23 protein-coding genes are annotated in these 26,724 nt (G+C 66.6%); 9 read left to right on the top strand and 14 right to left on the bottom strand.

What is annotated here, in order from left to right; genetic code table 11:
- Positions 1-92 precede the first annotated feature (92 nt).
- The 3 genes from WJU17_RS13460 to WJU17_RS13450 all read left to right on the top strand — a co-directional run bounded on the left by WJU17_RS13460 (position 93) and on the right by WJU17_RS13450 (position 2,606).
- Positions 93-530 carry a hypothetical protein gene (locus WJU17_RS13460; RefSeq protein ID WP_346327913.1) on the top strand — a complete coding sequence of 146 codons (438 nt, stop codon included), beginning with the start codon at positions 93-95 and terminating at the stop codon, positions 528-530.
- 49 nt (positions 531-579) lie between these two features.
- Positions 580-828: a hypothetical protein gene (locus WJU17_RS13455; RefSeq protein ID WP_346327912.1), complete on the top strand. Its 249-nt coding sequence runs from the start codon at positions 580-582 to the stop codon at positions 826-828.
- A 230-nt stretch (positions 829-1,058) separates the two neighbouring features.
- On the top strand, positions 1,059-2,606 hold the full coding sequence (locus tag WJU17_RS13450) for a carboxyl transferase domain-containing protein (protein WP_346327911.1): 1,548 nt from the start codon (positions 1,059-1,061) through the stop codon (positions 2,604-2,606).
- Positions 2,607-2,612: 6 nt separating this feature from the next.
- On the opposite strand, the gene WJU17_RS13445 is transcribed toward WJU17_RS13450, so the two are convergent.
- The 5 genes from WJU17_RS13445 to WJU17_RS13425 all read right to left on the bottom strand — a co-directional run bounded on the left by WJU17_RS13445 (position 2,613) and on the right by WJU17_RS13425 (position 12,585).
- Positions 2,613-3,767 (bottom strand): ATP-dependent 6-phosphofructokinase, encoded by a 1,155-nt coding sequence (locus WJU17_RS13445; RefSeq protein ID WP_346327910.1) that lies wholly within the window; start codon positions 3,765-3,767, stop codon positions 2,613-2,615.
- Positions 3,768-3,901: 134 nt separating this feature from the next.
- Entirely contained in the window at positions 3,902-9,073 is a 5,172-nt protein-coding gene (locus WJU17_RS13440; RefSeq protein ID WP_346327909.1) for a hypothetical protein, read from the bottom strand.
- Between the two features lie 211 nt (positions 9,074-9,284).
- Positions 9,285-10,268, bottom strand: coding sequence for a hypothetical protein (locus WJU17_RS13435; protein ID WP_346327908.1), 984 nt, complete (start codon positions 10,266-10,268; stop codon positions 9,285-9,287).
- 253 nt (positions 10,269-10,521) lie between these two features.
- Complete coding sequence (locus WJU17_RS13430; RefSeq protein WP_346327907.1) at positions 10,522-11,838, bottom strand: OmpA family protein; 1,317 nt, start codon at positions 11,836-11,838, stop codon at positions 10,522-10,524.
- Between the two features lie 60 nt (positions 11,839-11,898).
- Complete coding sequence (locus WJU17_RS13425) at positions 11,899-12,585, bottom strand: hypothetical protein (protein ID WP_346327906.1); 687 nt, start codon at positions 12,583-12,585, stop codon at positions 11,899-11,901.
- 344 nt (positions 12,586-12,929) lie between these two features.
- Between WJU17_RS13425 and WJU17_RS13420 the strand changes: the two genes are divergently transcribed.
- Positions 12,930-13,487 (top strand): thermonuclease family protein, encoded by a 558-nt coding sequence (locus WJU17_RS13420; protein ID WP_346327905.1) that lies wholly within the window; start codon positions 12,930-12,932, stop codon positions 13,485-13,487.
- 2 nt (positions 13,488-13,489) lie between these two features.
- Here WJU17_RS13420 and WJU17_RS13415 read toward each other — a convergent pair whose 3' ends face one another.
- Together WJU17_RS13415 and WJU17_RS13410 are read right to left on the bottom strand one after the other, a co-directional pair.
- The gene (locus tag WJU17_RS13415) at positions 13,490-14,449 is read right to left on the bottom strand and encodes a 2-hydroxyacid dehydrogenase (RefSeq protein WP_346327904.1); all 960 of its coding nucleotides are present in this window, start codon (positions 14,447-14,449) and stop codon (positions 13,490-13,492) included.
- Positions 14,431-15,087: a carboxymuconolactone decarboxylase family protein gene (locus WJU17_RS13410; RefSeq protein WP_346327903.1), complete on the bottom strand. Its 657-nt coding sequence runs from the start codon at positions 15,085-15,087 to the stop codon at positions 14,431-14,433. Before WJU17_RS13410 ends, WJU17_RS13415 begins: the two co-directional genes overlap by 19 nt.
- A 176-nt stretch (positions 15,088-15,263) precedes the next feature.
- On the opposite strand from WJU17_RS13410, the gene WJU17_RS13405 reads away from it, so the two are divergent.
- Positions 15,264-16,067: a DUF72 domain-containing protein gene (locus WJU17_RS13405; protein ID WP_346327902.1), complete on the top strand. Its 804-nt coding sequence runs from the start codon at positions 15,264-15,266 to the stop codon at positions 16,065-16,067.
- Positions 16,068-16,070: 3 nt separating this feature from the next.
- On the opposite strand, the gene WJU17_RS13400 is transcribed toward WJU17_RS13405, so the two are convergent.
- Positions 16,071-16,622 carry a hypothetical protein gene (locus WJU17_RS13400; protein WP_346327901.1) on the bottom strand — a complete coding sequence of 184 codons (552 nt, stop codon included), beginning with the start codon at positions 16,620-16,622 and terminating at the stop codon, positions 16,071-16,073.
- Positions 16,623-16,834: 212 nt separating this feature from the next.
- Between WJU17_RS13400 and WJU17_RS13395 the strand changes: the two genes are divergently transcribed.
- Positions 16,835-17,254: a hypothetical protein gene (locus WJU17_RS13395; RefSeq protein ID WP_346327900.1), complete on the top strand. Its 420-nt coding sequence runs from the start codon at positions 16,835-16,837 to the stop codon at positions 17,252-17,254.
- A gap of 3 nt (positions 17,255-17,257) precedes the next feature.
- On the opposite strand, the gene WJU17_RS13390 is transcribed toward WJU17_RS13395, so the two are convergent.
- Both WJU17_RS13390 and WJU17_RS13385 read right to left on the bottom strand, forming a co-directional pair.
- Entirely contained in the window at positions 17,258-18,559 is a 1,302-nt protein-coding gene (locus tag WJU17_RS13390; protein WP_346327899.1) for an MFS transporter, read from the bottom strand.
- Positions 18,560-18,747: 188 nt separating this feature from the next.
- Positions 18,748-20,142, bottom strand: coding sequence for an aromatic ring-hydroxylating dioxygenase subunit alpha (locus WJU17_RS13385; protein ID WP_346327898.1), 1,395 nt, complete (start codon positions 20,140-20,142; stop codon positions 18,748-18,750).
- Between the two features lie 277 nt (positions 20,143-20,419).
- Between WJU17_RS13385 and WJU17_RS13380 the strand changes: the two genes are divergently transcribed.
- The 3 genes from WJU17_RS13380 (at position 20,420) to WJU17_RS13370 (ending at position 22,360) form a co-directional block, all read left to right on the top strand.
- Positions 20,420-21,214, top strand: coding sequence for an enoyl-CoA hydratase-related protein (locus tag WJU17_RS13380; protein ID WP_346327897.1), 795 nt, complete (start codon positions 20,420-20,422; stop codon positions 21,212-21,214).
- Positions 21,215-21,297: 83 nt separating this feature from the next.
- Positions 21,298-21,609, top strand: coding sequence for an SCP2 sterol-binding domain-containing protein (locus WJU17_RS13375; RefSeq protein ID WP_346327896.1), 312 nt, complete (start codon positions 21,298-21,300; stop codon positions 21,607-21,609).
- 10 nt (positions 21,610-21,619) lie between these two features.
- A complete protein-coding gene (locus tag WJU17_RS13370; protein WP_346327895.1) occupies positions 21,620-22,360 on the top strand; it encodes a cyclic nucleotide-binding domain-containing protein in 741 nt (246 codons plus the stop codon).
- Here the strand turns inward: WJU17_RS13370 and ccoS are convergent.
- Genes ccoS through ccoG form a run of 4 tightly spaced genes read right to left on the bottom strand, consistent with a single transcriptional unit; the run spans position 22,357 to position 26,724 of the window.
- Complete coding sequence (ccoS, locus tag WJU17_RS13365; protein ID WP_346327894.1) at positions 22,357-22,503, bottom strand: cbb3-type cytochrome oxidase assembly protein CcoS; 147 nt, start codon at positions 22,501-22,503, stop codon at positions 22,357-22,359. The two genes, WJU17_RS13370 and ccoS, sit on opposite strands and share 4 nt — an antisense overlap.
- Positions 22,500-24,755: a heavy metal translocating P-type ATPase gene (locus WJU17_RS13360; protein ID WP_346327893.1), complete on the bottom strand. Its 2,256-nt coding sequence runs from the start codon at positions 24,753-24,755 to the stop codon at positions 22,500-22,502. Before WJU17_RS13360 ends, ccoS begins: the two co-directional genes overlap by 4 nt.
- The gene (locus tag WJU17_RS13355) at positions 24,752-25,246 is read right to left on the bottom strand and encodes a FixH family protein (RefSeq protein ID WP_346327892.1); all 495 of its coding nucleotides are present in this window, start codon (positions 25,244-25,246) and stop codon (positions 24,752-24,754) included. The genes WJU17_RS13360 and WJU17_RS13355 overlap by 4 nt, the downstream gene beginning before the upstream one ends.
- 11 nt (positions 25,247-25,257) lie before the next feature.
- Positions 25,258-26,724 (bottom strand): cytochrome c oxidase accessory protein CcoG, encoded by a 1,467-nt coding sequence (gene ccoG, locus WJU17_RS13350; protein WP_346327891.1) that lies wholly within the window; start codon positions 26,722-26,724, stop codon positions 25,258-25,260.

Here is a 26,724-nt window from a genome sequence, read left to right as displayed (position 1 = left end):
AAATCGGTGGCGGTTCAGGATCGATTGGAGCCGGCGCGTGTTCCTCTCAGAGGACGCCGCGCACGCGGCCAGGCTCGATTGAGGAGAATCCCATGGTTGCGACCCCCTTTCCCAACTTCTTCGACGCGTTCAAGCCCATGAGCGGCCTGTCCACGGGCGGGCCGCTTCAGGCCATGGGCGAAATGGCGCGCATCGGCGCCAACACCGCCCGCGAGGTCATGCAGCAACAGCAGGGCATCGCGCTCGCGGCGCTGAACAACATGCGGACCGCGGCCATGGCGACCGGCAAGCCGAGCGACGTGATCGAGCAGTCCATGGAGGCGACACGCGCCAACACCATGCTGATCATCCAGAACATGGGCGAACTGGCGGAAATCGGGCGCAAGGCGCAGGCGGAGTTATGGGGCGCCCTGAGCGGCCAGACCCGAACCGCCGCGACCGGAGCGAGCGAACTGGTCGCGGATACGCTCGACCAGGCGACCGCGCAGACCGAGGACACGCTGGCGACCGCCGCCAAGCTCGTGCAGTAGCCGGCGGACCTTTCGCCGCGCCGCGCACGCCCACCTTTCAGGAGACATCATGAATACCGGAACCCCACCAGGCACCAACGCCGACCGGCAGATCGCGGCCATCTGGATCGCGCTACTGCGCAGTGGCGTGGTGACCGAGGCCCAGATGAGGGAAGCGCTCGACACGGTCGCGGCGGCGGACCGGGCCGGCGACGGCGCCACCCATACGATACAGCACCTCGTGCACGCCCTGCGTCATCCCGGTGACATTCCGCTCGACGGCGAGGATCAACCGCTGGAGCAGCCGAAGCCGCTCTAGCGGCCTCTGCCGTCACCCCGGACTCGTTCCGGGCCTGCGCCTGTCCGGAAATGATCGTGTGTGAGCGCGCGTTGACGCCGGCAGACCTGCATCATCATCGCGCCTGGCATATCGGCAGGTCCCGGAACAACGCCGGGGTGACCGGGTAAGGAAAATCCGGTAGCAGCTGCCCAATTGCATGCCCCGGCGTTATCCGTGAGAATGGTCCTCCGTCACATGGGGAGACACGGATGAGCTGGGAAGCTGACGTCGCAGAACTGCGCCGGCGCGAGGCCATGGCCCTGAAAATGGGCGGCGAGGACAAGGTTCTCAAACAGAAATCACGCGGCAAGCTTACGGTGCGCGAGCGCATCGACAAGCTGCTCGATCCCGGCTCGTTCCGCGAGGTCGGCGGTATCGCCGGCAAGGCGCAGTATGACGAGGACGGCAATCTCGTCGACTTCATGCCGGCCAACACGGTCATGGGACGCGGCCGCATCGACGGTCGCACCGTGGTGGTGCAGGGCGACGACTTCACCGTTCGGGGCGGCGCCTCGGACGCGGCGATCTGGGCCAAGCAGGCCATGGCCGAACAGATGGCGCTGGAGCTGCGTCTGCCGCTGGTCCGGCTGATCGACGGCACCGGCGGCGGTGGATCGGTCAAGACGCTGGAGAAGGACGGAAGAACCTATCTGCCCCGCAATCCCGGCTGGGACTATGTGGTGGCGAACATGGCCCAGGTTCCCGTCGTCGGCCTGGCGCTCGGCCCGGTCGCGGGCCTCGGCGCGGCGCGTCTGGTCACCAGCCATTATTCGGTGATGGTGAAGGACATGAGCCAGGTCTTCGTCGCCGGCCCGCCCGTCGCGCGGCATGTGGGCGAGGACGTCACCAAGGAGGAGCTGGGCGGCAGCTGGATGCACACCCGCAACGGCTCGGTCGATGACGAGGTCGCCAGCGAGGACGACGCGCTGGCCTGCGCCCGGCGTTTCCTGTCCTATCTGCCGCCGAGCGTGCACGAGCTGCCGCCGCGCGGCCCCCAGGAGGATGACGTCAACCGGCGCGAGGAATCGCTGATTTCCGTCGTCCCGCGCGACCGGCGCAAGGTCTACAAGATGCGCAAGATTTTGGACGCTGTGTTCGACAAGGGCTCGTTCATGGAGATCGGCAAGTTCAACGGCCGCCCCCTCATCACCGGCCTGGCCCGCCTCGACGGCTGGCCCGTCGCCGTGCTGGCCAGCGACCCGTATCATTATGGCGGCGGCTGGACCGCCGATGCCTCGCACAAATGTATCCGCTTCGTCGACATGGCCGAGACGTTCCATCTGCCGGTGGTCCACTTGGTCGACAATCCGGGCTTCGCGGTCGGCGTGCAGCACGAGATGGCGGCGACCATCCGCCACGGCTCGCGCGCCCTGGCGGCGGTCTATCAGGCCACGGTGCCCTGGTGTTCCGTGGTCATCCGCAAGGCGTTCGGCGTCGCGGGATCGGCCCACACCAATCATGAACGGCTGCATTACCGCTATGCCTGGCCGTCCGGCGACTGGGGCTCGCTGCCCATCGAAGGCGGCATCGAGGCCGCCTACACCCAGGAATTGAGCGAGGCCGAGGACCCGGCCGCCATGCGCCGGGATATCGAGGAACGGCTCAACCGGGTGCGGTCGCCATTCCGGACCGCCGAGGCGTTCCTGATCGAGGACATCATCGACCCGCGCGAGACGCGGCCACTGCTGTGCGAGTTCGCCAACCTGGCGGCCCCGCTGAGGACCGCCGGGAAGACGTTGTTCCACATGCGCCCCTGAGGCGCGTCAGTACAGGAACATGGGTTTGCCCTGCACCTGGCGGATCACCGGGCGGTAGGCGTCGGCATCATAGAGCTGGGCCACGTCGACGCGCTTCTTGCCCTGGATGCAGGTGTCGATGGGCACGGTCTCGTAGTTGCCGTCGCGGATCGCCATCATCAGGCCGCTTTCGCCCGCCGCCAGCTTCTGCACCGCCATGGTGCCATAGGCCGAGGCGACCATGCGGTCCAGCGCGTCCGGCGCACCGGCGCGCATCAGATAGGCCAGCGACTGGTTGACGATGCCCTGACCGGTCAGCCGCTTGATTTCCTCGCCCAGGATATTGCCGATGCCGCCGAGCTTGCGGTGGCCGTACGGGTCTTCCTCGCCGCTTTCCACGGTGCGGCCGCCGCGGATGGTGGCGCCCTCGGAAATCACGATCATGGCGTAGCCGGCGGGATTGGCCGCCTTGTCCTGCATGATCAGTTCGGCGACCTTCTCGACGTCGAAGGGCACTTCGCTGATCAGCACCCGGTCGGCCGCCGCCAGATAGCCCGAGATCAGCGCGGTCTCACCGCTGTTGCGGCCGAACAGCTCGATGACGGCGATCCGTTCGTGACTGCCGGTCGGCGTGCGCAGCGCGTCGATGGCGTCGACGCTGCGGCTGACGGCGGTGCCGAAGCCGATGCAGTAATCGGTGCCATAGACGTCATTGTCCATGGTCTTCGGACACGCCATGACCTTCACGCCCTCCTGATGCAGCCGCGCCGCATAGGACAGAGTGTCGTCGCCGCCGATCGCGATCAGCGCCTGGATGCCCAGACGGTCGATCACCTCGAGCACGTGGTCGGTGCAATCGATGCGCGCATTGTCATCGACGGCGTAAGGTGCCTCGATGAAGGGCGGCAGGTCCTTCACGGCGACCCGGCCCGGATTGGTGCGCGAGGTGTGCAGGATCGTGCCGCCGGTACGATCGATGCCGCGCACGCGGCCCCGGTCCAGGATGATGGTGTGAGCATCCACGGATTCGGGATCGTCCGGATCGATTTCGAGGGGACCGGACCAGCCCCGGCGAAAGCCGATGGTCTCCCAGCCCAGTTCGGCGGCGCTGCCGGCCACCGCCTTGATGCAGGGGTTGAGACCGGGAACGTCGCCGCCACCCGTCAGAATGCCGATGCGCATGGGCGCTCTCCTTCACCGTGGATGAATCGCGGCCACATCATACAGATCGTGGACCGGCTTCCCATAGAAGCCTCGCGGAAAAGAAACGGGCCGGCGTTCGCACGCCGGCCCGCGACATTTCCAGTTCTGGCGGATCAGTTGCCGCTGATGGCGCTGACCGCGCTGTTGCCGATGGCCGTGGCGCCCACCACGTTGCCGCGAACGGTCACGCTGCTGTTGCTGCTGGTGCCCGAGAGCAGGCCGCCGCCCAGGCCGACACCGACACTCACATTGCTCGCCGAGGCGCTGACGGTGGTATCGCTGGTGGTCTGCAGGCTGGCGATGGACGAGGACGGGTGCTGGAACGTACCCGTGTTCAGGACCAGCGAGTTGACCGCGTCATTGGCCGTCGCCGATGCGAGCAGGGTGTTGCCATTCACGTCGAGCGCCGTGGCGTCGACACCGCCGGCACCAGACAGGTCGTCGATGCCGACCGCCGCGTTGCCAATGGTCGAGTCGATTTCACCCACATCGCTCACCGACTGGCGGTTGAGGACCGCGTAATCGGTGCCGGTCACCGCGATTTCGACCGCGCCGCCCGGTGTGAGCACCGAGCCCGCGCCGCTGGATTCCTGAAGGGTCGCCTGCGCCGTGGTCGACAGGGCGTTGAGCGCCGTGTTGCCCGCGGTGGAGGCGGACACCAGATTGTCCGAGACACTGACGCCGCTGTTCAGCGCGCCGCCATCGACCGTGGCGATGATCGTGGTGTCGGTGATCTCGCCCTGGATATCGTCGAAGCCGTCGACGAACTGCAGGTTGCCGACCTGTGCCGTCGCGTCGCTCGACGAGCCGGCGGTCAACGCCAGCGTGTTGGTCGAGGCGAAGCCGCGGACCTGCGCCTGCACCAGATTGTTGTCGACCGTCAGGCTGTCATTGGCGATGTCGGAAGCGATGCTGACACCGATCAGGGTGTTGTCGACGTCGGCTTCGATGTCGCTGCCGTCAGTCAGACCGACCTGAAGGTTGACCACCGTGTAATCGGCATTCTGGAACGTGACCGGATCATTCTCCGGGTTGCCCACCGTCAGGACCGGCGCGGCCGTGCCGCCGACGATTTCGGCGCCGGCCGTCACCGTCAGACGGTTGGTCGCGGTGCCGCCCATGGCGACGCCGGAGACGGAGTTGCCGGCGACAGACGCCGAGGCGCTGCCCAGATCCGCCATGTCCGCGATGCCCTCGACGGCGCCCGTGTTGGCCGCGTCGATGACGCCGATCGTCACGTCGAACGTATCGGTGTTGACCTCGGAATCATCCGCGAAGGCCTGGTAGGACATCAGGAGCGCGTTCGGGGTATCGCCCACCGCGCCCACATTGGCCGAGGCGTTCAGCGCCAGCGTGTTGCTGGCGTTCTGGACGATGCCCTGGCTGAGCACCACGTTGTTGTCGATGCTCACCGACCCGGTGTTGAGGGTCGCGACGTCCGCCACGATGTTCGCGGTATCGACCACCGCCAGCAGTTCCTCGTCCTGGTCGGGCGAGGTGAACGCGGTCGCGCCCTGCGCATTGATCAGGGCGATGTCGCCGGTGACGCCGATCAGCGGCGACAGGCCGTTATCAATGACCACGCCTCGCGACGCCGCGTCCGATCCGCTGAGCACGTTGGTGCCGCTGACGCTGACGCTGTTGGTGGTGCGGTTGGACGAGGCCAGCGCGGCGATGGCGTTGCCGTCCAGCACGACACTGGACGCGTTGATCACCGGCGCGATGCCGATCGTGTCGCCATCCACGTCGACGAGAATCTCGGCATCGAACACGCGCGCCTCGATGAACGGATCGTAGTCGGTGACCTGCTGAACGTTGGTGACGAAGACCTGCGCGCTGTTGCTGGTGTAATTCAGCGACGCGCCGTTGCCCGAGTCGTTGCCGCGCGCTTCCGCCACGATGGCGTTGCCGCTGGCCGACAGATCGGTGCCGTCGATGGTGGCGGCGCCATCGGCGACGATGCGCATGCCTGACGGCGTGCCGCCGCCCGAGCCTTCGATCACCGACGTGATGTCGATGCCATTGGTCTGCTGGGAGGCGACCCCGAATACCGCGTCCGTGTACACGATGGCGACGCCGCTCGTGTCGTCGAGCACGGCCGCCGACGGCGCGGTCACGCCTTCCACGTCCGGCAGGGTGGTGCCCGTGGCGGTCAGCACGTTGGTGACGTTGTTGGTCCGCGCGATGGTGCGCATGCTGTTGCCATCGGTGGTGATGTCGGCGCCGGAGATGGAGCCGGTCACGTCGCTCATGTCCAGAATTGCGCGCACGCTGATGGCGTTGGCCAGCATCTCGCCATCGGCCGCGGTGTCCGTGATACCTTCCTGACGCGAGACGAGGCTGCCGAGGGAGAGGTTGAGCGGAGTCGCACCGACCGCCGCCTGCGACAGGTCGAACGTGTCGATCGCCACGGTCAGGCTGTTGCTGGCATCGTTGCCCAGGGCCTGGACGCGCATGGTGTTGTCATCGATCTGTGCGACGCTGTTGGCGAAAGCGCCGTCCGTCGCGATCACCATGCTGAAGTCGGAATTGTCGTTCACCACGCCCACGCCGCTGCCGATTCCCGTGGGCGACAGATCGACGAAGGACTGGTCGTTCAACAGCGACGTCACGCCGAACGTCTCCACCTGCACGTCCAGCACCGCGGTTTCCTGGCCGGCGGTCTGCTTGCCGACGATGGTCTGGCTCTGGCCGGAGACCGCGACCGTGTTGGTCGCCAGATTGACACGGCCCGACGCCAGCAGATCATTGCTGACGATCTCGAAATTGCCATCGGCGATGGATAGGGGCGCGCCGTCCGCATTGGCGCCGATGCTCAGCGTCATGTCCGCGTCATACTGGTTGGCGACGAGGCCGGCCGAGCTGCCATTGCCGTCTTCGTCGCGCACCGACTGCACGTTGAGCAGAGCCGTTCCCGCGTTGTTCGTCACGGCAGCGACCGTGGCCGAGGACACCGCCTGGTTGAGCGTGGCGGCGACCACGCCCTGATTGTCGTTGATGGTGAAATCCGTGTTGCTCAGCGCGAACTGATCGCTGAGGCCGATCCGCACGAACACCAAATCCCCCTGGCCGGCATCGGCCGCCTGGCCGTTGACCGCCGTGACGACCGAGCCTTCCAGATCCTCGACCGACTGGTCGTTGATCACGAGCATGTCGGCGAATGCGGTGTTGCCCGGCAGGCTACGATTGTTCGCCGACCCGTTGCCAGGAACCAGATTGTTGCTGGTGATCGTGGTCGCATCGACATCCAGCGAGTTACCCGTGCCGTCGACCAGATTGCCGAAAACCCGCGCGCTGAACACGTTGCCGTCGGTGTTGATGGACGAGTCGACGATCTGCGCGGGGAAGCCCCACACTTCGACCTGGCTCTGATTGCCGATGGGCGAGTCGGTCCGAGCGCTCAGCGACGCGCCGTCCTCGACCGTCTGCACGCTCACCACCGCCGCGCCCGACCCCACGCTGGTCGCGTCGAGGGCGATGCTGGCTTCGGTGGACAGGTTGCCGATCGCCAGCGCCGAAATCTCGTTCTCCGACGTATCGATGGTCGACGAGGTGATGTCGGACGTCGGCGTGCCGGCCAGCGAGGCATCGACGCGGATGCGCGAGATGGTCGTCGCCTGCGCGCCGCCGCCATCCAGCACCTGACCAGTCAGGAGGCTGGTATCGGCGGCAATGGAGGATTCGGACAGACTTCTGTCGACGCCCGCGCCATTGAGGCCCCCCACGGAATTGAGCGTGGTGCCGTCGATGGCGATGCTGCTGTCATGGGTGTTGCCCATCGCCTCGGTATACAGGCGGTTGTCCGTGGTCGATACCGCGGTCGAGACGATATCGCCATTGGCGTTGAGGCTGGCAATGGAGACACTGAGGTTGGAGCCGTTAATGCTCGCGCCCGAATTGGCGATTTGCGCCCCTTCCGCATACTGCACCGACTGCACGGCGGTGATGGACGAGAAGGTGGTCGCATCGCCCACGCCGATGGCATTGACGGTCGCATTTCCCGTCGCGGTCGCGCCGACGCTGTTGCCATCCGCGAGCACCGTCGAGCCGGACACGTCCTCGATCAGAACGTTGAGATCGCCATTCACGTTGGCGTTGGCGTCCACCTCGGCATACTGGACGTTCTGGACGAACAGATCGGCGCCAACCTGCAGGAGGGTGCCGCCGGTGAAATCGACCGCGTTGACCTGGGTGCCGTTGACCGGGTTCTGGCTGACCGTGTCCGCCAGCGCGACCGAGTTGACCGAACTGTTGGACGCGACCGCGCCGAGAATGTCGTTGCCGGTGAACTCGGCCGTGCTGCCGGTCAGGTCGGCGATCGCTTCGTCGGTGACGGGTGACGTGTCGCCTAGTTCGATCACCGTGTTCGTGATGCTTGCGGCGAAGGCGTCCACGCCTGCCGCGCTCTGTAGATTGGCGACGCCGGCCGTGCCATTGAGCGTGACCGCGCCGCCATCGGCGACCGCGACCCGGTTGGTGGCGTCGTTGCCGTTGAAGCGGGCCCGCACCAGGTTGTCGGTGACGTCCAGATTGACACCGACCAGCGAGGCCGGCGTGCCGTCGACCGTGGCGCCGAGACCAATGCGCGTCTCATCGACGCTGGCCATCGGGGAAGCGAGATTGTCGATCAGCTGGGCGTTCGCCGTCAGCACCGTCGCGCCGGCCGTCAGTTCGTTCGGGGTGCCCGGCAGAGAGACCACGGAGCCACCGGCTTCCGTGCTGGTCAGCAGCTGGTTGATGTCGCCGGCGACCGTGTTCGTGGCCTCGTTCACCACCGCGTCGGCACGCACCGTGTTGGCGTCAACGACGAGATTGCTGCCCGTGCCGGCATCCTCGAAGTCGGCGCGGATGGTCGCGGTCGTGACGGCCGCATCCAGCGTCGCGGTGCCGCCGCCGAAATTGACCTGCAGCGTCGCGGCGGTGGCCGCGTTCAGGGTCGGCGCGCCGGTAGCGGTGTTGAGGTCGACGCTGTTGGTCTTCGTGTTGCCCGTGGCTTCGGCGAAGATGTCGTTGATGTCGACGAAGACCGAATCGGTGCCGCCTTCAAGGTCGTGGGTGCCGACGAGCGGCGCGCCGATCAGGGTGACCGAGTTGGTGGCGGTGATGGAGGTTACGCTGTCCAGCTGGTTGCTGGTGATCACCGAAGCGCTGGCCGCCGCGGCCGTGATGGTCGGCGGAATGGCGCTCAGATCATAGAGCACGTTGTCGGCCCGGGCGCCAGTCATGCCGGCAGCCGTGGTCAAGGCAACGACACTCACCGTCGCCAGTACGCGATTCATCTTCATTTGGTAGCCCCCATAATAGCCCACATTTCCCGCATGCCTTGGTTAGCCGACAAAAGCACGCGGAACGGCAGCCCCTCTCGCAGCCGTAACGATATGCTAACCCAAAGCCGCAACGAAGGGCCAGAGGAAAAGGGCGGCTCTACCCAGACTGGGTGTTTTGAAACCGTAATATTCGTAAGGAGATGGGCGCGTCAGGCCCGGCCGCGCCCGATTACCAGGCCGGCATGCCCGGCGCTAGCGGCACGACCTGCGCCGTCTGGCCCGGCATGGAATTGAACGAGTTCGGCAGGATGGCGATGGCGAGCGGATTGTGCATCACCGTGATCCGCGTCGGACCGCAACAATTGCGCGGATCACGCTGATCGGCGATCAGACGGTCGCGGAATTCGTACATGGATTTGTCGGACAGCGGCATGGGCACGTCGCCTGGCAGGTCCCAGAACCCGATGGCGTAGGCGCTGCGCGCGACAGGGGCGGGATCGCTGGGATCGGCCGCGGTCTGGAGCGGCTCCACATTGATCGCGAGAAACGGATCCAGATGTTCGAAGGAATTGATCGGACCGAAGGGCCGGTAGCGCGACCGGGGATAGATGGCCACCTCGCCCGAGTCCGGCGCCTCGCCCTTGGCGAAACGGGAGACATGGACCACGCTGACGTGATCGCCCAGTTCCATGCCGATGACCGCGCCATCGCGGACCGCGAGCGTATACCCTTTTTCCCGCGGCTGATCGCCCTCCATGCCGAACAGGGGCGCGCCGTCATAGGTCTCCGGCGCCGGCATGTCCTGCAACGGTCCCGGGCCGGGTAACGGCGCCTGGGCCAATTTGGGCGGCGCACCGGCGTCGGGCAACGACCGGTCGAACAGGGTCCCCTTGCTGCGGCTGCGGGTGAGCGGCGTCATCTGGATACCGTCCGCCAGTTCCGCGCCCATCAGGGCGCCCTCGGGTCCCACGATCGCGCGGGCATGCGAGCGGCTGATCCTCTTGAGAAACCGCGTTGCGGCGGCCGAGGCGGGGACGCCCGCCGAAGCGGTCTTTACTCTTTCCCGAGCGTTCTCGACCGTATTCAGATCGCTGGCCGTCTGCTCCGCGTCCGGCCGGTTGCGAATCGCCGGATCGGCGGGCGGGGCGGCAACCACATCGCCGCCCTGAACCCAGCGCCGGAACGAGGGCGAGACATGATCCGCCCACTCCACGCCGTATGTACCCGGAGCAGGTGTCTGGGAGGCGGACGCAGGAGGCCTGGTCACGAATGAAGGAGACTGATCCGTCTCTTCCTCACCGCCCAGGGGCAGGCCGGCATCGACCGGCGCTGCTTCCTGGGGCGAGGCAATGTTGAGTGGCTGGGCCGCGACAGGCGCTGAGACCAACGCGGACACCCCGGCAATCAACAAACCCGTACCGAACCACGTCAGTGTCACAGCAACCTCCTGTGGTTCGTATCGGGACCTACTTCAACAGCGCGGTATCTTCCAGGATCTGGATGACGACGCGGCGATTCAGCGGCTCGGCCACACCATCGGCCGTCTTCACCGCCGGCTGGCTCTCGCCATACCACACCAGCGAGATGCGGTTCTTCACGATGCCTTCCTGGACAAGCGCGCCCTGAACCACCACGGCACGGCGGCGCGAGAGATCCAGGTTGTAAAGCTCGCCACCCTGGGTGTCCGTATGGCCTTCGAGCAGCAGGTTGGCGGCCTGACCGGCCTTGGCGGCGGCGGCGGCATCCTTGATGGTCTTGAGCGCTTCGGGCGTCAGCTCGGCGCTGCCGGTGGCGAAGTAGACCGTGAAATTGCTCGACTGAGCCGGGGCCGGCGCCTCGACCGGAGGCGGAACCTCGGCGACCGGCGTCGGCACGACGGCGGCGGGTACGCCGCCCACGGTCGGGCACGGGTTGACGCCGTCGAAATTGACCAGCGGCTTTTCGTCGACGCCGGCGACCGAACCGATCAGTTCCAGAACGCCGAGTTCGAGCGTGGTGCGCACGCCGAGCTGCAGGGGCTCCTGGCTCTTCAGGCCACCGCTCACGTCGACCAGCGTGTTCTTGAAGAACTCGAACACGTTCACGCCGACTTCATAGCCGGTGATCTGCTTCTGCAGGCTGACCGTCTTGAGCACTTCCAGCGACGAGGTATCGACGATACGCAGATCGACGGCCACGTTGACGGTGAAGACGCGGCCCTTGCCCCCGATGCCGTCGACGACGACTTCGAGACCGCCGGAATGCACGTTGTAGTTCAGCTCGGTGATGCCGCCGACGATGAAGTAGTCGGATTCGATGACCGTGCCGCCGTAATAGGGCTTCCACGGAACCTTCTGCGAACCGCCGGTCTTGCCGCGGACTTCATGCACCGAACCGTCGCCCAGATAGCGCCGGTCCAGGTAGCGCAATTCCAGTTCCGTCACCTGGGTGTCGAAGCGTTCCTGCAGGCGCACCGCGTCGCCCAGCTTGCCGAGCGCCGACATCACCATCAGGGCGCCGCCCTGGGTGATCGGGTTACCGCCTTCCGATTCGCTGAACTTGCCCGTGTAATCCTTGATGTTGCCGACAGCGACACGGATCTTGTTCCGGCCTGTCTCGCGGATCTTCTCGGCCATGCACTGATAAGAGCCTTCGAGCGGCGTCGTATTATCGGTGACGGGCGGACCCTGCACGGTTGGCGCCTCATCGGAGTGCCGCTTGTAGTGGTCAACCGACGCCGTACAGGCAGTCAGCGCCACGATGGCACCACATGTGACGATCTTCTTAGACCAGCTAACGATCACGGTATTCCCCCTCCTGCCCCACGGCGCCGGAAGTCAAGCTCCCGGCCACCGACTTCGCGTCTAGTTGAGCGGCGCGGACGCCGACTCACTAAACCCACATGCCTGGCTGTCCGCCACGCTGGCGGTCTGCGGGCTGTCTTCATTGCCCATATTCGAGTTGAGCGCGACTTCCGAAGTCCCCCCGGACGTGTTCATGTTGTCGACACTGCTCGAAATCGTCGAATTATCCACGCTCGCGGTCTGCGGGCTTCCCGTATTGCCCTGCGAGGTGTTGCTCAGCTGACCCGCCTGTCCCACGGCCGACGACTGGCCCGTCGAACTGCTCGTCGCCGAGCTGTTCGCCCCGTTGGTCGGCTTGGTGCCGTTCGTCGAGGTGGTGCTGATATTACCGGTCGCATCCGCGCCGATCGAACCGGGCGTATCCACGGTGGGCGACGATGCGTTGCTGGTGACGCCGTTGGACGCCGTATTGCCGATCGCGGACGCCGTTAGATTACAGTTGATCTGATCGCCCGCGATGTTGGTGGCATAGCTGTTGTTGATGGTCGTGTCGAAACCGTCGTAATACCCGCCCTTCTTCTTCTCGCGAAGATCGGCGATGGACGCCTTGGCGATCTTGTCGTTGGCGGTGTCAAACTGCCACGGACGATTCTCGAGGAAGCCATTGCCGAGCGCGGCCGACGCGCCCATGACGACACTGACTGCCGAGCAGACGGCAGCCGCCATCAACTTGTTGGCACTCTTCATAATACCCCCTCCAAACCCACAAAGGCTTCGGTTACCTGCCAGAAGCCATACCATCGCGGGCCTTGAGCGGCAACGGAATTTTTCGGGACAGCTGGCTCTGGCGGCCACCTAACGCGGGATTATCACTTGAGTTTTTGTCCGCCGCCATGGCTCCGCACCCGATAGTACCACGGACGCGGCAAGGCGCGGCAAGGATAGTTACGGAGTCTTACCGGTGCCCGAAGCGTGCTACGCGGAGCATATGCACCGCTAAAGCCCGTGGTCCCTGCCTGTGTCGCCAATGACCGGCGAATGATCTATATCTTGTGCGATCGTACATACAGGCCAGGGGGTTGCGCCGTCGCATGGCTATCCGGACACTTTTCAAACACGCAATTGTGACCTGCGGCCTCGCCGTTGTTCCATCGCTGGCGATGGCCGACACGACCAGTCCCGTGAACGTGATCGACGGCGAAACCCTGGAAATGCAGGGGCAGATGGTGAAACTGTTCGGGATCGATGCCCTCGAGCCCGACCAGATCTGCCTGAACGGCAACCGGCCCTGGCCATGCGGGGAAGAATCACGCAATTCGCTGTCCTCCTTCATCGGCGGCCAGCCGGTGCGGTGCCAGACCATCCGCAACGTGAGTGGCTACATCCTGGCCGTCTGCGACCTGAATGGCGAGGATCTGGCCGCATGGATGGTCGGGAGCGGCTGGGCCTTCGCCGACCGCGCGACCGGCGGCGACTACGCCGCCGCCGAAGACGCGGCGCGGGTGAACAATGAAGGTCTGTGGTCCAGCGAGCACATCACGCCCTGGGAATGGCGCGACGGCAAGCGCCTCAAGCTCCCGGAGACACCGCAGACCGAGCCACAGGATGACGGGCTGCCGGACTACGGCCCGCTGAACATGGGGCCGTGACGTCAGGCGACCCGGTGCACCAGCGCCTCGCCTGACCGCAGCCGGGCGCAATTGTCCATGGCGACATGAATGCTGCGGGCCAGCGTCTCCGGCGTCAGCCAGGCCACGTGAGGCGCGACGACCACGTTGTCCATCCCGAACAGCGGGTTTCCGGCGCCGGTCGGCTCCGCCGCGAAGACGTCGAGTCCCGCCCCGCGCAGGTGTCCGCCGCGCAGCGCCTCGACCAGCGCGGGCTCGTCGACGAGCCCGCCGCGCGCCGTGTTGACCAGGACCGCTCCCGGCTTCATCGCGGCGAGTCGCGCCGGCGACAGCAGCCCGGCGGTTTCGGGAGTCAGCGGCACATGCAGCGAGACGATGTCCGACATCGACAGCAGCGCGTCCAGCGAGCGCCAGCGGCCCACCGCGTCCGGCTTTTCCGAACGGGCCGTATAGACGATGTCGGCGCCCAGCGCGCGCAGCGCCGGCGCCAGGCGCCGGGGCACGTCGCCATAACCGACCAGGCCCACCGTGCGGCCGCCGATCTCGCCCATTCCGTCGAAACTGTCCATCGGCAGCTGCCAGCCCGCGCCCGCGCGGGTCATGGCATCCAGCACCGTCAGGCGCCGCAGGGTCGCCAGCATCAGCAGCAGGGTCGCTTCCGCCACCGCCTGGCTGTTGCTGCCGGGCATGTTGCACACGGCGATCCCGCGGGCCTTGGCGGTGTCCACGTCGATGGTGTTGACGCCGACGCCGATTTTCTGGATCAGCCGCAGCCGCGGCGCCGACGCCATGACCGTCCCGGTGACCGGCTCCAGCACATGCAAAAGCACCTCCGCGTCCCGCATCTCCCGCGCGAAGCCGTCCCGGTCCGTCTCCTCGACGATGGCGAGCGAGAGCCAGGACGGGCGCGCCGCCTCCAGCTGGGCGCGAAACCCCGCGCTCGCCCGGTATTGCAGGACCGCCTTCACGCCGGCTTGGACCATGCGCGGCCCGCCCAGTCCTGCACGCCCGGCCCGTCCGGCATGGGAACTTCCTCGATCCGCTCGGGCACGTCGTCATATTCGAGGCGCAGGGCCCGGCACATCACGGCATGGGTGTTGTAGCCGCAGACGTGATAGGTCAGTTCCAGAATGTCCTCGTCCGACATCAGCGCGCTCAGCGCCTCGAACACGCCGTCGGCGACCCGGCCCCGATCCTGGATCAGGCCATCGGTCCAGGCCAGCACGGCCCGTTCCAGGGGCGTCCAGACATCGGCCACGGCCCAATGAGGAATGGCGGCGATCTTCTCTTCGGCCAGGCCGTTCTTGCGTCCCGCCTTGCAGTGCTGCGAGAAGACGAACTGGCTGCCGGCCACATAGCCCGCGCGCAGGATGGCGATTTCGCGAATCGCCGGATCGAGCTGGCTGACCGAGGCGTTGGCGAACATGCCGAACATCCCGAAATGCGCCGTCGCATGGCTGAAGATATAGGGCCGCAGCGCGAAGACGGTCCACCAGTTGCCGGGCGTCCCCGTCGCGGTGCCGGGCTCGGTGACGGGATCCCGGCCAGGAAACAGCGCGTCGTAATATTTCAGCACCTCGGGCGCCGCCTCGGCGCGCGGCACCTGTCTCAACCGGGGCATGCTGTCCTCCTTCAGCGTTGGGGAACTAGAAGCTTCCGCCGACCCGGCGTGGGGCGGCAAGACAAATCTGGCCCGCCGCGGCTGGCCGGCCGCTGTCCGACATGCCGGTTGCAATCCGGTCTGCCCGCGCCGAGATTCCCGTAAGCGCAATCACTGCCGAGACCATGGAGCCGATCATGCCCAAGACGACGTCCTCGATCCGGATCGGTATCGGCGGCTGGACGTTCGCGCCCTGGCGCGGCGTGTTCTATCCGGACGACCTGACCCAAAAGCGCGAGTTGGAATATGCCAGCCGCAAGCTGACGTCCATCGAGGTCAACGGCACCTTCTACGGCGCGCAGAAGCCCGAGACCTTCGCCAAATGGCGCGACGAGGCGCCCGACGGGTTCGTGTTTTCGCTGAAGGGACCGCGCTTCGCCACCAACCGCCGCGTCCTGGCCGAGGCCGGCGAGTCCATCGAGCGGTTCCTCGCCAGCGTCGCCCCGCTCGGCGAGACGCTCGGCGCCATCAACTGGCAGCTGCCGCCGACCAAGAAATTCGATCCCGAGGACATGGCCGCCTTCATCGCCCTGTTGCCGGACGCGCTGGATGGAAGACCGCTGCGCCATGCGCTGGAAGTCCGCCACGACAGCTTTCGCACGCCGGAGTTCATCGACATGGCCCGCGCGGCCGGCATCGCCATCGTCATGGCCGGCGATTCCAGATATCCCCAGATCGCCGACCCGACCGCGCCCTTCGTCTATGCCCGGATCATGGGCACGGCGGAAGGCGAGGCGGCGGGATATTCGAAGCAGGCCCTCGACGCCTGGGCCGAACGGGCGCGCACCTATGCCGCGGGCGGCACGCCCGCCGACCTGGAGAGCGTCGCGCCGCCGGAAGCCAGGCCGCCGGCGGCGCGCGATGTCTATCTCTATGTCATCAGCGGCCACAAGGTCGCCAACCCGGCGGCCGCCATGGCCCTGATCGAGCGGCTCGCCTAGGGCTCAGCCCTTGGCGTGCTGGGCGGCGAACTCGGCATAAGCCTTGGCCGTGCCCTTGGCCATCTTGTCGCCGTCGAAGGGAATGCTCATCTCGGGCGTGAATTCCAGGATCACGCGCTCGGGCGTGTCGAGGAACTTCACGAACAGGTCGGGCACCAGGCCCCGGTTGAAATCACCCGCGTTGGCGGCATCGGCCGGCGCGGCCATGGCGGCGGCCAGCTTGGGGTAGAACCAGGCCTTCACCTCCGGATTGTCGTCATGGACGATGGTCGTGCCCTTGTAGGTGATGGTCTTGCCGCCGCCCATCCGGGTGCCGACGGACGTGATGACCACGGATGAACGCGCATCGCGCCGGATTGCCGGGACGCGGGCGCGGTGGCGCGCGGCGGTCAGCCAGATTTTTCCGTCCTTCGGCACATAGGCCATGATGACGCCGATCGGATGGCCTTCCTTGTTGGCCCAGATGAAGGTGCATTCATGCTGGGTTTCCAGCAACTCCTGTTCCCGTTCCGGGTCGAGCGTGTACTGGGTGACGTCGTCGTAATTCTCGGCCATGGGGCAATTCCTCCGTTGAGACCCGCACTATAGACCGCCCGATTTTCCCGCGACAAATAATTCAGCGGCGAAGCTTGAATTTTACACCCGGGGTTGGGCTTGCCTTCCACGGCGCCGCCGCCGACACTGGCGTCTCACCCAGCCAAGCCGCAGGTCGCGCCATCACACCCTCTTTCGCACCGTCCCTCGCGAGATCGCTCCTCGCCGCCGCCATGATCCTGTTCGTCACGGCGTGCGGCGTGATCGGCCCTTCCAGCGAGGATGTGGAGAATTTCGTCGTCGACATCATGCCCGTCATCGCCGAATGGCGCGGCGAGGCACTGGCGCCCTACGGCACCGAGGCGTTCAACCGCACATTGGCGGAGCCCGGCCAGGCACGGATGATGACGGTCTTCTCCAGACTGGGCGACCTCGCCAGCTTCGAGCCGCCGAGGACGGTGGGCTGGTCCAGCTCGACCGGCCAGGGCACCCAGATCAGCGTCGAGGTCGCCGCGCGCTTCGAACGGGGACCGGCCCTGCTGAAAATGACCCTGCGGCGCGAGGACGGGCAGTTGCGGCTGCATGGCCTCAACATCGAATCGCCAGTCTTCTCCATGCCCTCGGCGCGGCCGTCGGCGCCGCAGCAGATCTGACGTCTACGTCTCGGGATGCGGCGCGGCGAGGTCGCGCACCAGCGTGCGGGTCGCGAGGAAATAGAACAGGCCGCTGAACAGCATGGGCACCGCGAGGCTGAGCAGCGCGTAGCGCAGCGCCTCCAGCCCCAGGCTGGGCTCGAGCAGATCGGTCATGATCCCTACATAGAGCGGCCCGAGGCCGCCGCCGACCACATTGAGGCAGAACAGCAGGAACGCGGCCCCCACTGCCCGTAGCCGGACATGGACCAGCCCCTGCAGCAGCGCGAAGCTGGGTCCCGCGTGAAACACGGCGATGGACGCGGGGAGAACCATCAGCGCCAGCGTCAGCCACTGATTCTGCGCCAGATAGGCAGCCACCGCGAGCGGCACCGAGCCAAGCCCGACGATACAGATGATCCACAGCCGCCAGCGCACGTCGCGCCTGCCGAGCCGGTCGGCCAGGAAGCCCCCGGCGAAAGTGCCGACCGCGCCGGCGATGCCGACGATCAGGCCGATCAGCGGCCCGATCTCGCCTTCCGACAGGCCGTAGGAACGGTGAAAGAACGGCGTGATCCAGGCAATGGTGCCATAGCCGAACATGCCGGCGCACGAGAAGCCCATGATGATGAACAACAGCGACGGCTTGGCGGCGATGGTGCGCATCAGGTCGCCCAGGCCCAGCGACGGCGCGTCCGTGTCGACCAGGATGTCGTCGGCCATGCCGCGCTTGGGCTCGCGCATGCCCAGCACGACGATCAGCGCCACCAGCAGCCCGGGAACGCCCACCGCGATGAAAGCCGCGCGCCAGCCGAACGCCGCGCTGATCAGGCCGCCCAGGATGAAGCCGAACAGGATGCCGAAATTCGGTCCCATGGCCAGCACGGCCATGGGCGTCGCCCGCTCCTTGGGCGCGAACAGATCCGAGACGATGGAATGGGACGCCGGCCCCGCGCCCGCCTCGCCGACCGCGACGCCGATCCGGGCCAGGATCAGATGCGCCGCGCTCTGGGCCATGCCGCACAGCACGGTCATGGCGCTCCAGACCGCGATGGCGGCGGCGATCATGTTCCGGCGGTTGGCGCGGTCCGCCAGCATGGCGAGCGGCACGCCCAGCACGGCGTAGAAGACCGAGAAGGCCGCGCCCGTCAGCAGGCCCATCACCGTGTTGGACAGGCCGAACTCGGCCTGCACGGGCTCGACCAGCACGTTGAGTACCTGACGGTCGATGTTGGCGAAGATCTGCACCACCAGCAGCAGGCCGACGATGGTCCAGCGGCCCTGCGTGTGCGACGGCGCGGGCTGTGTCGGGGGTGCGATATCCAAAACGGCGTGCTCCTGTCGGGCGGGAGCAGGCACCTTAGCGGCGGCGGACGCGATGCGCTACCGCACTCACCTGAACGAAAAACCCCGGCGCGGGGCCGGGGTTGGGCAAAAACGAAAAACCCCGGCGCTGGGCCGGGGTTGGGCAAAAAACGAAAAACCCCGGCGCTGGGCCGGGGTTCGGTCGCCGCCTATTCGGCGTTGATGTATTCGTCGATCTTCCAGTGCAGGTGGCGCAGCCGGCTTTCCTGGTAGTTGGCCAGGGTGACGCCGCGCTTCAGCGACTTCATGCCCTTCTGGACCTGCGGCATGTTGACCATGTCCTGCTGGAACACGCCGGCTAGGCCGCCGATCTCGTCCTCGGCGACGATCCATTCCTGGTCCTCGCCCAGAAGGCGCATGGGCGCCGGATCGGGGCGCGGCTTGGTGAGGTCGTAATCGCTGAGGATGAACACCTCCATCAACGCCGAGTTGGGGTTCAACCCATCGGGACGGAAGCGGTAGACGATGTTGGTGCCGAAGCCGCCCCAGGGGAAGAAGTTCGGGAACACCCAGTACTGGATGGCGTCCAGCATCTCGCTGTCCGTGGCCGACGAATAGTCGTGATTGTACATGGCGCCCACCGACTTGCGGCGCATCTCGGCGACGAATTCGCGCGCGGTCACGCCCTCCGGCACCTTGAAGTCGTCCATGTTCACGCCCATGCGGTACGAACGCGGCGTCATCGCCTCGACGATGGCCTGTTCGGTCACGCCGGTGATGTGCGGGCTGGGCACGCCCATCGCCGTGATCATGCGGTTGTAGTTGCGGTCCGGATCCACGTCGTACTGGGTATTGGCGTCGGCGGTGGACGGCATGATCTGCGGATGGGTCGCGACCACGTGGTAGCTCTCGGCGAAGGCCTCGATGCCGACCTTCCAGTTCATGTCCACGCGCTTGGCGATGTGGTTCATGATGTACTTGTTCTTGAAGTCCCAGCGGTCGAACTCGGGGATCAGGTCGCCCAGATAGGATTCCAGGCTCTCGGCGTCGTCATCCATGTTGATGAAGACGAAGCCGCCCCACGTGCCGACCTTCACCTGCGGCAATTTGTATTCGGCGTCCTCCACATGCGGGAAGTCCCAGCGGCAAGGAATGTCGGCCAGTTCGCCATCGATGGTCCAGGTGAAGCCATGGAACGTGCAGCGCAGCTCCGAGGCGTTGCCCTGGGTGCCTTCCGGCTTAAGCTGGTTGCCGCGATGCAGGCAGGCATTGTAATAGGCCTTGATGGTCTCTTCCGCCGTGCGCACCACCAGGAACGAGTACTCGCCGATCTCATAGGTGATGTAGTCGCCCACGTCCGGGATGTGTTCCTCGCGGCAGGCGAACTGCCAGACCTTGGACCACATCTTGTCCATTTCCTGCCGGGCGAATTCCGGGCTGGTCCAGCGCGTGGTCGGCAGCCGGTCGGAGCCCATGTGAACGTTGAAGTTCTTGCGCAGCACCGGCGGCACGGCGACCCGTTCGCGATCCAGCAGCTCCTGCACGGAAATCGCTTCCGAGCGCGCCTCGCCTGGCTTCAGCGTCTTGGGATCTTCGATGTTCATGGCGGTCTTCTCCTCGTTTCCCGGCTCGCCACGTCCGCCGCTTCAGGCTGAACGCGTTCCATATTTCGAATATCTTGGTCAAACGCCCCGCCGAGTCTAGCCAATTCGCGGGCGCCTGAAAATTTGTCACGTTCATTCAGCGGCCGCAACAGGGCGGCGCGGATTTCTTTAGGCAAGGATGACTTTTATCTGTTTTACCCCAACACTGCATGACAGGCGACTCAAACCGGCGGACACTGACCGTGGGACAGTGGTTCGGGAACTCAAGGGGCATGGGATGGACTACACCGCCTACGAGCATATGGAGATCGCGCGGGACGGTCGCGTGCTGCGGGTCACCCTGAACCGGCCCGACGTGCTGAACGCGGTGAATGCCCGGCTGCATTACGAGCTCGCGCACATCTGGGACGACGTCATGTATGACGACGACACGGACGTGGTCGTGCTTACCGGCGCCGGCCGCGCCTTTTCGGCCGGCGGCGATTATCCCTGGCTGCTTGAAGGCCTCGAGACTCGGACCGTCGGCAGCCTGTCCAGCTACGAAGCCAAGCGCGTCGTCTTCAACCTGCTGGACTGCGAGAAGCCGGTGATCTGCCGCATGAACGGCGACGCCATCGGCCTGGGCGCCACGGTCGCTCTGTACTGCGACATGATCATAGCCGCCGATCATGCCCGCATCGGCGACCCTCACGTCCGCGCGGGCCTGGTGGCCGGCGATGGCGGCGCCGTGATCTGGCCGCAGCTGATCGGCTTCGCCCGCGCCAAGCAATATCTGATGACCGGCGACCTGATCGAGGCGCCGGAGGCCGCGCGCATGGGACTGATCAATCAGGCCGTGCCGGAAGCGGAGCTCGATGCGGCCGTCGACAAGCTGGCGCACAAACTGGTCAATGGCGCCACCAAGGCCATCCGCTGGACCAAGGTCTCGGCCAATATCGCCCTCAAGCAGCTGGCGCACGCCGCCTTCGACGCCGGGATCAGCTACGAGCTGACCACCCAGCTGGGCGAGGACCATGCCGAGGCCGTGCGCTCCTTCGTCGAGAAACGCAAGCCGCGGTTCACCGGCGCCTGAGAACGGTCCTGCGCCGAAATCCTTTGCCAAGAGAGTGTCGGGGGCCATACTTGGGCGCACGGAAGCTGCAGGAGACAGGCGCCATGACGCTGGATGAAGCAACGCAGGCCATGCGCGGCCTTTTCGAGGGCAAGGACAGTGGTCTCGACCGGACCCTGAAACTGGATTTCGGCGCCGACGGCGTCGTGTTCATCGACGCCAAATCCGCCCCGAACTCGGTGTCCAACGAAGACCGCGAGGCGGACACCACCATGTCGATCTCGCTGGCCAATTTCGAAAAGTTGCGCAGCGGCGAGCTCCAGGGTCAGCAGGCCTTCATGAGCGGCGCGCTGAGCGTTGAAGGCGATCTGATGGGCGCCATGGCCTTCGGCACCTATTCGGCGTCGCAGCAATAGGAGTCCACCCGTGCAGACCTCGACCAGCCGCCCTTCGCCTCTTCGGCTCGTGCCGAGGGGTGGCCTGTGCGACAAGTGCCAGGTCCGCAGCGTCGCGGCCTGCGGCTCGCTGGACGATACGGAATTGGCCCGGCTCGAGGCCATCACCGTCTCGAAGGACTACGAACCCGGCCAGACGGTGTTCGAAGGCGGCGACGAGCCGCGCTTCATCTACAATCTGACCGAAGGCATGATCCGGCTGGTCAAGCTGCTGCCGAACGGGCGCCGCCAGATCGTCGGCTTCGTGTTTCCGGGCGACATGCTGGGCCTTGCCAGCCACGGCGCCTATACCTGCTCCGCCGAGGCCATCGGTCCGGTCAGGCTGTGCCGGTTCCCGCGGGAAAAGCTGCTGGAGCTGCTGAACGAATTTCCCAACCTGAAATCCCGTCTGCTGGACATCGCCGCCGACGAGTTGAGCGAGGCGCAGGAGCAGATGCTGCTGCTGGGCCGCAAATCGCCGGTGGAGAAGGTCGCGTCGTTCCTGTGGCGGCTGCACCGCGAGAACATGCGCTGCGGCGGCGCGGTCAACCAGATCGATCTGGGGATGGGCCGCATCGACATCGCCGATTATCTGGGCCTGACCATCGAAACCGTCAGCCGCACCTTCACCAGACTGCGCAATGACGGCGTCATCCGGCTGGAAGGCGCCAACCACGTGGTGATCGTCGACGAGGACGCCCTCGAGGAACTGGCCGAGGCCATGGGCGACTAAGCGTCGTCCTCATCGTCCAGGATGCGTGCCGCCGCGCCGTCCAGGTCATCGTACTGGCCGGCGCGCAGCGACCACAGGAATGCCGCCAGCCCCAGCCCGCCGAGGAACAGGGCACAGGGTATCAGAACCAGCAGATTGGTCATGCGGCGCTCCGGAGCGGGCGCGATCCCGCATCGGCGCTGTCCGTCTCCTGTGCGGCGGCGTTCGGCGACGCCGGGCCGAGATGCATCAACCTCAGGCGCAGCGCGTTGCCGGTCACGATCAGCGACGATGAGGACATGGCCAGCGCCGCGATCAGCGGGGTGACCAGGCCTGCCATGGCGACGGGGACGGCGACGATGTTGTACCCGATGGCGAGCAGGAAGTTCTGGGTGACCATCCGCCGCGTCCGACGGGCAATGTCCACGGCGTCCAGCACCGCGGTGAGAGACTCGCTGGTAAAAACGAAGTCCGCCGCCGTGCGGCCGATATCCGACGCCGAGGAGGGCGCCATCGACGCGTGTCCCGCGGCGAGTGCAGGCGCGTCGTTGATGCCGTCGCCCACCATCAGCACCTTACGGCCCTGGGCCGCCAGCCGGTTGATGTGGGCCAGCTTGGCCTGCGGCGTCTGCCCGCCCTCATACCGGAAGATGCCGACCGCGTCGGCCACCGCCTCGACGGCTTCTTCCCGGTCGCCGGACAGGATTTCCGTGTCGATGCCCCGCTGGCGCAGGCCCGCCACCACCTCGGCCGCCTCCGGCCGCAGCCGGTCGCTGAACCGCAGCGCCACGGCGTCGCGAATGCCGATCTTGAGAAACAGCTCCAGGGCATCGCCCCCCGGAGCGGCGCCCTGGAGCACGCCGCACCAGCGACGGCTGCCCAGGCGCACCAGTTCGCCCTCGACCGACGTGCCTTGCAGGCCTTCTCCCGCCACTTCCCTGACGGCATGCACGGCCTCGGCCGCGATGCCGCGCTCGCGCGCCGCCTGCGCGACGGCCCGCGACAGCGGATGGCGGCTCTCGCGCGCCAGCCCCGCGGCGATGGCGAGCATGCCGGTGCTGATCGCCACCGGTTCGACAAGGACGGGCCGCCCCAGCGTCAGCGTGCCGGTCTTGTCGAACACGACCGTGTCGATGGCCGCCAGCTTCTCCAGCCCCGCGCCATCCTTGAGCAATATGCCGCGCCGGAACAACAGGCCGCTGGCGACGATCTGCACCGCTGGCACCGCCAGCGCCAGGGCGCAGGGGCAGGTGATGATCAGCACGGCGATGGCGGCCATGATCGCCGCGTACGCATCGCCGCCAGTCGCCGCCAGCCAGCCCGTGAAGGTCAGGCCCGCCAGGACATGCACGGCGGGCGCATACAGCCGCGCCACCCTGTCCGCGAGACGGACGTAGCGCGCCTTGCCCTGTTCGGCCGCTTCCATCATGCGCACCACGTCGGCCAGAAGCGTGTCCTCGCCGGTGGCCGTGACCCGCACCTTGAGCGCGCCGGACAGGTTCATGGTGCCCGAATGGACCATGTCGCCGGCGCCGACCGCCTCGGGCACGGATTCGCCGGTCACCATCGACCGGTCGACCTCGCTCGTCCCTTCGGCGATCACACCGTCCACCGGCACCCGCTCGCCCGCCGGCACGGCGACGAGCATGCCCGTCTCGATGGCGCCGACGGACACGTGCTCTCGGCTCCCGTCCTCGCGGATGACCGTGGCCGTCCTGGCGGACAGGGACAGGAGCTGGGTCACGGCCGAGCGCGCGCGGTCGCGCATCATGTGGTCGAGATAGCGGCCGACGAGCAGGAAGAACAACAGCATGACCGCGGCATCGAAGAACGCATGCTCGGCATGGCGGACAGTCTGGACCACGCTGAGCGCCGTGGCGAGAATGACCGCCAGCGAGATCGGCACGTCCATGTTCATCGCCCGCGCCTTCAGGGCCGCGTAGGCCGAGCGGAAGAAGGGCTGGCCGGCATAGGTCACGGCGGGCAGCGCGATCAGCGCCGAAATCCAGTGGAACAGGGTCCGGGTCGCCTCGTCGGCGCCCGACCAGACCGAGACGGACAGCAACATCACGTTGCTGGCGGCAAATCCCGCCACGGCCATGGCCCGCAACAGACCCGCGCCGCCGCTGACCTTGCCGGCATCGGCGACCACCTCCGCCGTGATCGGCTGGGCCTCGAAGCCCAACCCGGCCACGATGCCGATGATGTCGTCGGCCGTGGCGGCGCCGGGGCGCCAGTCCACCGCGATCCGCCGGGTACTTAGATTGACCCGTGCGCCGGTCACCGCCGGATGCGCCATCAACGACCGTTCGATACGGCTGACGCAGCCGCCGCAATGAATGCCCGGGGCGAGCATATCCATATGGAGCAGTCCGGCGCCACTCTCACGGACGCGCGCATCGGCGGGCGTGGTCATGGCCGGGTCTCCTCGGCCACCCAGAGACGATAGTCGCGGCGGTAGGGCCGGCCATCTCGGCCCAGCGCATGCACCTCGACCGCCCACGTCCCCGGCATGAGGGCGACAGGGACGGCATAGACGCCCGCCGCGCTGGGCGAGAGGAACAGTTCCCGGTCCTCGCCCTCATGAGTGGGGCGCCGCACCGTGGCGCTGACCTGCATCCCCGGGAGCGGCGCGCCGGCGGCATCGCGCAGACGAAAGACCAGCCTTCCGCCCTCATAGCTCAATCCGCCATGCCAGCCGAGCGCCCGCTGCCGGTGTGCCTGGGCCAGTTCCTCGTTGTAATGCTGGCTGGCCACGTAGCTGTTCTCGACGACGAGCCCGGTCCAGCTGCGCGTGGCGAAGAAGGCCAGGGTCAGGTTGACGGCGATCACCACGGCGAAGAAGCCCAGCACGACCGCCAGCATGTGACGTCCCGTGAAGAAATGCGGTGTTGGAACAGCCTTCATGGAGCGCTCCTTCATGGCCGGGCGAAATGGGAGTCGTAGACCGCCGTCTCCGCGCCGCCGGTATCCCGGAGCGTGAAGCGCAGCGGCGTCTCCGCCTCGTCCACCGAGGCGGCGGGTGCCGTGACGTAGATTTTCATGCTCCGGACCGCATCGCCCGCCACGGGCAGCGACAGGATCGCGGCGGGCGGATCGTCGGCGCCCGCGCGCACGAGCGAAGCGCCCAGCACGCCATCCGTCGTCAGCGTGAACGTTCTGCCCTCCGGCGCCATGTTGAGAATCTTCACCGTATAGCCGTTGCGGATCGATCCGTCCGACAGGCGGACCGCCACCGGGTTGCGGTCGTGCAGGACATTGAGGTCGAGCCGGTCGCGGGTCAGCAGGGCATACAGCATGCCCGCCGCCACCGCCGTCCACAGCACGATATAGAGGATGGTGCGCGGGCGGATCAGCGAGCGCAGCGTGGTATGCACCGGCCGCTCGCGCGTGCTGGCGTTGTAGTCCTTCAGGGTCGCGTAGGAGATCAGGCCGCGCGGCCGGCCGACCTTGTCCATGACCGCGTCGCAGGCATCGATGCACAGGGCGCAGGTGATGCATTCCAGCTGCTGGCCGTCGCGGATGTCGATCCCCATGGGGCAGACCACGACGCACTGGTTGCAGTCGATGCAATCCCCCGCGCCAGCCTGCTGGGTCTTCTGGTGGCGGGCGCGAGGCTCGCCGCGCCAGTCATTGTAGGTCACGACCAGCGAGTCCTCGTCGAGCATGGCCGCCTGGATCCGCGGCCACGGACACATGTAGGTGCAGACCTGCTCGCGCATCAGCCCGCCGAACACGTAGGTGGTCGCCGTCAGGATGGCGATGGTGATCCAGGCGATGGGCGGCGCGCTGAAATCGGCCAGCCGCGCGGCGAGTGTCGGCGCGTCGGCGAAGTAGAATACCCACGCACCGCCGGTTGCCATGCCGATCAGGATCCACAGCGTATGCTTGCCGATCCGCTTGCGCAGCTTGGAGACGCTCCACGGCGCCTGTTCCAGCTTGATGCGCGCGCCGCGGTCGCCCTCGATCCAGCGCTCGACCACCAGGAACAGGTCGACCCACACCGTCTGCGGGCAGGTGTAGCCGCACCAGGCGCGGCCCACGGTCGAGGTGAGCAGGAACAGGCCGATACCGGCGAGGATCAGCAGGCCGGCCACATAGAAGAACTCCTGCGGCCAGATCTCGATGAAGAAAAAGTAGAACCGCCGTACCGGCATGTCGATCAGCACCGCCTGGTCCGGCGCGCCCGGCCCCCGGTCCCAGCGGATCCACGGGGTCAGGTAATAGATGGCCAGGGTGACGGCCATGACCTGCCATTTCAGGGTGCGGAAGAAGCCCGTCGCTCGCTTGGGAAAGATCTTCTCCCGCGCCTTGAACAGGGACTGGGGCTCGCGCCGGTTGACCGGCGCGACCTCGACCCGCTCGATGTCGGGCGGCGTCGTCAT

Source organism: Iodidimonas sp. SYSU 1G8, from assembly GCF_039655775.1.
Classification (GTDB): domain Bacteria; phylum Pseudomonadota; class Alphaproteobacteria; order SMXS01; family SMXS01; genus RI-34.
Note: the sequence above shows the minus strand (reverse complement) of the source record. Positions and strands in the feature narration are given on the sequence as shown.